The following is a 6,442-nucleotide window of genomic DNA, read 5'->3' as shown; positions in this document are numbered from 1 at the left end:
GCGGAACCGGCCCACGAAACCAACGACTCCGAAACCTCGCCGACCAGGCTCGAACACCGGGCCACCGCCACCGTCAAGCACGCGCCGGGCGGTTGACCCGGCCGGCGGCGACCAGGGCGGCGACGGCTTCCCTGGGGCTGCCGCCGGTCACCACCGACTCGCCGACCAGGACGGCGTCCGCGCCGTGAGCCGCGTACTCCACCACGTCCCTGGGCCCCCGGACGCCGGACTCGGCGATGCGCACCACGTCGTCCCCGAGCACCGGGGCGACACGGGCGAAGGTGGTGCGGTCCACCTCCAGGGTGCGCAGATCGCGGGCGTTGACCCCGACGAGGCGGGCGCCTGCCTCCAGCGCCCGCTCGGCCTCGTGCTCGTCGTGCGTCTCCACCAGCGGGGTCAGACCGATCTCCACCGCCTGGGCGAGCAGATCGGCCAGCAGCGCCCGGTCGAGCGCCGCCACGATCAGGAGCGCCAGGCTCGCGCCGTGCGCCCGCGCCTCCCAGAGCTGATAGGGGTCGGTGATGAAGTCCTTGCGCAGGAGGGGAACCTCGACGTTCGTCCCCACCGCGTCCAGGTCGTCGAGCGAGCCGCCGAACCTGCGGCGCTCGGTGAGAACGCTGATCGCGGCGGCGCCGCCCGCCTGGTAGTCGGCGGCCAGCGCCGCGGGGTCGGCGATGTCGGCCAGGGCCCCCTTGGACGGGCTTGCCCGCTTCACCTCGGCGATGACCCGTACGCCCGCCGTGCCGCGCAGGAGCTCCACGCAGTCGGGGGCCGGTCCCAGGGCGGCCGCGCGGTCGGCCAGTTCGGCCTGGGGGACGAGGCGCCTGCGGTCCGTCATGTCGGCGCGGGCTCCCTCGACGAGTCCGTCGAGTGCGTTCATGGCTGTGTCCTTCCCCGTACGGGGCGCCGGACGGATGCGAGCCGATCCGCGACCGGCAGGTGGCGCCACCGAAGAAGAACACTAGGAACGCGGCAATGCGGTAACCACCTTCTTAAGCATTGAATGAAACTCGCAGGTGGGAATGCGGGTGGGAATGCGGTGGGCATCGAGAATTACGCTTCGCTGTCCGCATATTGAAACGCGGGCGGAAATCGAGGTGTCAGCGGAATGTCAGCGGCCGAAAGGAAACCGCGCCCCTTGCCGTTGGGGGACGGCAAGGGGCGCGGTGCGAGGTGGTGTTCGGCTCAGCTCCGGTCCTGGTCCTGTGTCGTCCGAAGCGCCGCCACCACGTCCTCGGAGACCTCGACGACGCTCGGCCTGCCGAGCAGCAGCTCCCGGTCCAGCGGGACGCCGCACCAGCGCTCCAGCTCGCCCGCGAGCCATGCGCTGGTCGCGGAGTCGATGCCGAAGGCGCTGAGCGGCACGTCGGGGTCGATGGCGTCCGGCGCCAACTCCAGCATGTCCGCGAGCACGTGGACGAGGTGGTCGGCGACCTCCTGCTCGGTGATGTCCTGCACGGCTGTCGGTCGGCCACTCATCTCCGTGTCTCCTTCTTCGGCTTCCAGGGCGACTTCAACGGCTCGACCACCGGGCGAGCAGCCGCAGCTCTCCCGCCGCGACCTGCTCGGCGCAGGCCCTGCGGCGGATCTTGCCGCTGGTGGTGCGGGGCACCTTGTTCCTGGCCACGGCATGGACGCTCACCGGGGCGGGCAGCGCCTTGGCTGCCGCGATCCCCGCCGCGCGCACGGCCTCGGCGAGGACCTCCGGGTCGCGCTCGGCCGTCTCGACGACCACGGCGACTCCGTCGCGCTCGTCCGCGAACGGCCAGGCGGCGGCGCGCTGGTGGGCGAAGGCGGGGTGGGCGGCGCAGGCCACCGCCTCCAGGTCCTGCGGGAAGTAGTTCTCGCCGCCGATGATCAGCAGGTCCTTGAGCCGCCCGGTGACGAAGAGTTCGCCGCCGTCGAGGAAGCCCAGGTCCCCGGTGCGTACGTGGCTTCCTGCCGTGCCCGGCAGGCCGCCCTCGGTACGTACGTCGAAGACCGCGGCGGTCTCCGTGTCGTTGGCCCAGTAGCCGCCGCAGTTGCCCGGCGCGTCCACCCAGATCTCGCCGACCACCCGTTCCGCCAGCGGATGGCGGGTGTGCGGGTCGACGACGCGCACCCGGGTCCCGGGGATCGCGGTGCCGCAGCCGACCAGCTCGACGGTGTCGGCGGACGGCAGGGCGGGGGCGGCCTTGCCCTCCGCGAGGGCGAGCCGGTCGTAGTGGCGCACCGGCGTGAGGAGCAGCGGTCGTCCCAGGGTGACGCTGAGCGTGCACTCGGCGAGGCCGTACCCCGGGGAGAACGCCTCCTCGCGAAAACCCGCGGGCCGGAAGGCCTCGGCGAAGCGACGCAGGGTCGAGGCCCGCACAGGCTCCGCTCCGTTGGCGGCGACGCGCCAGGCGGACAGGTCGATGCGGGCGCGCTCGGCCTCCGGGATCCGCTGGACGCACAGGTCGTACGCGAAGTCCGGCGCGGCGGCGAATACGTCGCCCTCCACGGCGATGGCGCGCAGCCAGACGCGGGGGTCGCGTACGAAGGTGGCGGGCTCCATCGAGACGGCGGACGCCCCCGACACCAGGGGCAGCACCACTCCGGTGCACAGGCCCATGTCGTGGAAGAACGGCAGCCAGCTGACCACGGTGGTCCCGGGGCCGACATCGCAACGGTCGCGCAGCGCACGCTGGTTGGCGACCAGGTTGCCGTGGCCGACGATCACGCCGCGGGGGTCGCCCGTCGAGCCGGAGGTGTACTGGAGCAGGGCGGTGGCCGTGGGGTCACAGGCCCGGGAGGCCGGGGGCACGGCTTCGGCGCCCGCGGGCTGCCGTACGGGGATCCAGGCCAGCGCGGGCCCGTACCCGGCGGCGGACACCTGCTCCGCGGCGGACCCGTACCCCGCGGCGGACTCCTGCCCTGCGGCGGACTCCTGCCCCGCGGTGGACTCGCGCGCGTCCTCGGCGTCGGCCTGCCGCGCGTCCTCGGCGTCCTCGGCGGTGGAGACCAGGGCGGCCACGGGAGCGCAGTCGCGGCGGATCGACATGAGGCGGTCGGAGCGGACGGTCGAGCGGTTCCGCGCGCCGGTGCGCAGCGCCGGAACCGGCACCGCGGTCATCCCCGCGTACAGACAGGCGAGGAAGCCGACGTGGAAGTCGAGGCCCGGCAGGGCGGGGACGATGACGCGCTCGCCGGGTGCGCCGACGGCCCGCAGCAGGGCGGCCACGGCGCGGACACGCTCCAACAGGGCGGCGGCGGTGAGCTGTTCGGTCCGTTCGCCACCCGCGCCGAGCGCGGTGAAGAGCGGCTGGTCGGCGGCCGTCCCGCGGGCGCGGGCCAGGAGTGCGTCGACGACGGTCTCGGCCGGGGGCTGTGCGGTCGGACGGGACGGACGGGTCGGACGGTCCACGGCTTCAGCCTCCTCAGGCGACGTGGTGCGGGGCGGCTCGGTGCGGAGCCGGACGACGCGGGGCGGGACGAGGCGGGGCGGCTCGGTGCGGAGCGGCTTCGTGGTCGAGCCACTGGGTGAAGGCCGGCAGGTCCGGCAGGATCACCGTCGAGCAGGCGAGTACGGCGAGGTTCTGCCGCATGGCGGTGATCGAGACGACGGTGCGGCCCGCCCGGTAGGCGGAGAGCATCTCGGCGGCCGTGCCCATGCTGGGTTCGTGTCCCGGCAGCCAGGCCACGCATATGTCGCTGCGGGCGGCGAGCAGGGTGAGCCGGTGGAACATGTCGGTGAGGTCGACGAGTTCGGGGGCGAGTTCGCTGCGGTGGACCGAGCGCACCGCGGTCAGTCCCGCGTGGGCGGCGCGGATGTCGGCGGGGTGGGCCGCCTCCCACTCGGCCATCAGCAGCCCCGGGTCGTGGATGACGGCCCCGGGCCGCCGAGCGCGGATGGCCGAGGTCAGGGCGGCGCGGTAGGACTGGTCGACGAGGTTGGAGCCGGTCCTTGCGCCCTGCATGGTGCCGGCGAGGAAGAAGGTGGTCACTCGTCCTCCAAGGAGTAGGCCGCGAGCTCCAGGTCCGCCGGGGACGCCATGTGGTGCAGTGCCGCGGCCTTGAGCAGGACTCCCTCGACGTCCTGGGGCGGTACGCCGACCGCGTCGGCCACCATTTCGCGGTTGCGGTCGAACCCACGGGAGCCCTGCCGGGACACGGCACCCTGGTTGTCCTTGCTGATCATGGAGCGGGTGTCCAGCCTCAACTTCCGCCCCGCCAGCGGCAGGACGAGCTCCGCCAGCTGTTGGGTGCCGGGATGGACCACCCGTACCGACACGCTGTGCTGCTCGGGGTGGAGCAGCTGCGGGCGGACGGTGTGAGGTGGGGGCGGGGTCTGCGCGAGGACCTGCTCCGGGCGCATCACGAACGAGCGCGAGACGATGTTGTGGCCCCGGCGGGGGCTGAAGCGCACGTAACTCAGGCTCACCGAGTCGTCGTCGAGCCGCCAGCGCACCCGCACCTTGCTCGGCACGGGCGTGCCGTCCGCGCGTGACCTGAGCGGATAGGCGTCGGCCGTCAGCGAGACCGCGCCGTCCACGGCGTCGGCCCGCTCCAGGCGCAGCGGAAGCCGGTGGAGGAGGTAGGGGTCCAGGACGGTGATGCCGTCGGTGTCGCGGTAGAGGGCCGCCACGTGCCGGCCGTCGATCCGGAACTCGGCCTCCACGCCGGAGTGTTCGGCGACGAGCCGCCCCGCCTCGAAGGACTGCCAGGCACAGGAGGCGCCGTAGGAGGTGGGCAGCGGGCCGTCGCCGAAGTACTCGTGCAGCTGGGACGCGCTGTTGTACGGGTAGGAGGTGAGGAGGTCGGCGAGTACGGAACGCTGCACCGCGCGCAGCGACGCGCTGTCCCGGACGCCACCCCTGGCTCCGGCTCCAGCTCCGGCTCCGGCTCCGGCTCCGGCTCCGGCTCCGGCACGGAACCCGACTCCGGCCCCAACTCCGGCCCCGACCCCGGCAGTCGTCGCCGACCGGGCCGAACCGGCCACTCCCGTCGATCTGTCGGTGCTGATCACCTTCATGCGCGACCTCCCCCTTCAGCCGTCGGATCGCGGCAGCGATCGGTCGCGGTCCAGCGACCCCGCAACGAGCGTTCCAGCGCCTGCTGACAGGGGCCTGACGCTCGCCGCCGGGGTGGTCACCGGGTGGTCACCGGGTGGTCAGGACGGCTCGGCGGTGAGGGTGACGGGCAGGCCGCTGTAGCCGTGCACGAAGTTGGAGAACAGCCGCTGCGGAGGACCGTCCAGGCGGATTTCGGCCACCCGCTCCCGCAACGCCTCGACCATGGCGTTCACATGCACCCGGCCCAGGAAGGCGCCGAGGCAGAAGTGCGGGCCGTGCCCGAACGCCACGTGCTTGTTGGGGGTGCGGGCGATGTCGAAGGCGTACGGATCGGCGAAGACGTCCTCGTCGAAGTTGGCGGAGCTGTTCCACAGGGTGACCACGTCGCCGGCCTTGATCACCTGGTCGCGCACCGGGACGTCCTCCACGGCGCGGCGGCCGAAGTGCATGGCGGGGGTGGTCCAGCGCATCACCTCTTCGGTCGCGCTGTCGGCCCCCACCTCGCCGGACTTCAGCTTCCGCCACTGCTCGGGGTTCTCGCTGAAGGCGATGAGGCCGCCGATGGAGGACATCCGGCTGGACTCGTCGCCGCCGAGGATGAGGCTGTAGCAGTTGAAGACGACCTCGTCCTCGGCCAGCGGGGCGCCGCCCACCGTGGCCGTGGCCAGGGTGCTGATGACGTCATCGCCCGGGTTCCTGCGCCGCTCGGCGGCCAGCTCGGAGAAGTACAGCAGGATCTCGTTGCGGGCCATCACCTCGTCCAGCGCGCTGTCCTCGGAGCTGTGCCGGGACAGGGTCTGGGTGTTCCACTCGACCAGGCGCTCGCGGTCGGCGGCGGGGATGTCCATCAGGTCGCCGATCGTGTTGATCGGGATGTGGTCGGCGACGTCGGTGACGAAGTCCAACGACCCGTGCTCCAGGGCCTGTTCGACCAGTTCGCGGGTGCGGCGGTGCACGCCGTCCACCACCGGCTGGAGCACCCGGGGCGAGAAGGACTTGAGCATGAGGTTGCGGATCTCGCGGTGCCGGGCCCCGTCGGTGACGGCCAGCATCTTGCGCGACGCGGAGTCCTCGCCCTGCAGGAGGGTCGCGAGGACGTTGCCGCGCTCGGAGGTGAACCGCTTGTTGTCGCGGTAGATGTCGACGACGTCGGCGTACTTGGAGACCGCCCAGAAGCCCGGCATCGTGGCGCCGTCGACCGACTGCCAGTGGACGGGGCTCTGTTCGCGGAAGGCGCGCCACATGGCGTGCGGGTCGACGTCGAGGAAGGTCTGCGGATCGGTGAGGTCGAGCCGGGCCGGGTCGATGTCGGCGGCGGGCTGCGCCTGCGTGGTCGGTGTCTGCGTGGTCGGTGTCTGCGCGGTCGATGTCTGTGCGGTCGGTGCTGTCTGCGTAGTCATGGGTTCTCTCTC

At 72.6% G+C, this 6,442-nt stretch carries 6 protein-coding genes; all 6 read right to left on the bottom strand.

Translation table 11 applies throughout. The features are described from left to right. Window positions 1-73 precede the first annotated feature (73 nt). The 6 genes from trpC to AB0B50_RS31340 all read right to left on the bottom strand — a co-directional run bounded on the left by trpC (window position 74) and on the right by AB0B50_RS31340 (window position 6,430). Window positions 74-880, bottom strand: coding sequence for an indole-3-glycerol phosphate synthase TrpC (trpC, locus tag AB0B50_RS31365; protein WP_362339176.1), 807 nt, complete (start codon window positions 878-880; stop codon window positions 74-76). Window positions 881-1,185: 305 nt separating this feature from the next. Then, window positions 1,186-1,479, bottom strand: a complete 294-nt coding sequence (locus tag AB0B50_RS31360) for an acyl carrier protein (RefSeq protein ID WP_362339175.1) — start codon at window positions 1,477-1,479, stop codon at window positions 1,186-1,188. Window positions 1,480-1,513: 34 nt separating this feature from the next. Further along, window positions 1,514-3,382, bottom strand: a complete 1,869-nt coding sequence (locus tag AB0B50_RS31355; protein ID WP_362339174.1) for a fatty acyl-AMP ligase — start codon at window positions 3,380-3,382, stop codon at window positions 1,514-1,516. Between the two features lie 13 nt (window positions 3,383-3,395). Continuing rightward, on the bottom strand, window positions 3,396-3,962 hold the full coding sequence (locus AB0B50_RS31350; protein WP_362339173.1) for a hypothetical protein: 567 nt from the start codon (window positions 3,960-3,962) through the stop codon (window positions 3,396-3,398). Further along, a complete protein-coding gene (locus AB0B50_RS31345; RefSeq protein WP_362339172.1) occupies window positions 3,959-4,798 on the bottom strand; it encodes a hypothetical protein in 840 nt (279 codons plus the stop codon). Before AB0B50_RS31345 ends, AB0B50_RS31350 begins: the two co-directional genes overlap by 4 nt. A 330-nt stretch (window positions 4,799-5,128) precedes the next feature. Continuing rightward, the gene (locus AB0B50_RS31340) at window positions 5,129-6,430 is read right to left on the bottom strand and encodes a cytochrome P450 (RefSeq protein ID WP_362339171.1); all 1,302 of its coding nucleotides are present in this window, start codon (window positions 6,428-6,430) and stop codon (window positions 5,129-5,131) included. Between the last annotated feature and the right edge of the window lie 12 nt (window positions 6,431-6,442).

Origin of the sequence: Streptomyces sp. NPDC041068, from assembly GCF_040647455.1 — a bacterium.
Taxonomy (GTDB): domain Bacteria; phylum Actinomycetota; class Actinomycetes; order Streptomycetales; family Streptomycetaceae; genus Streptomyces.
Note: the sequence above shows the minus strand (reverse complement) of the source record. Positions and strands in the feature narration are given on the sequence as shown.

Coding starts and splice junctions, on each gene's coding strand:
- trpC (WP_362339176.1), bottom strand. CDS start 880: ATGAACGCACTCGACGGACTCGTCGAGGGAGCCCGCGCCGACATGACG.
- AB0B50_RS31360 (WP_362339175.1), bottom strand. CDS start 1,479: ATGAGTGGCCGACCGACAGCCGTGCAGGACATCACCGAGCAGGAGGTC.
- AB0B50_RS31340 (WP_362339171.1), bottom strand. CDS start 6,430: ATGACTACGCAGACAGCACCGACCGCACAGACATCGACCGCGCAGACA.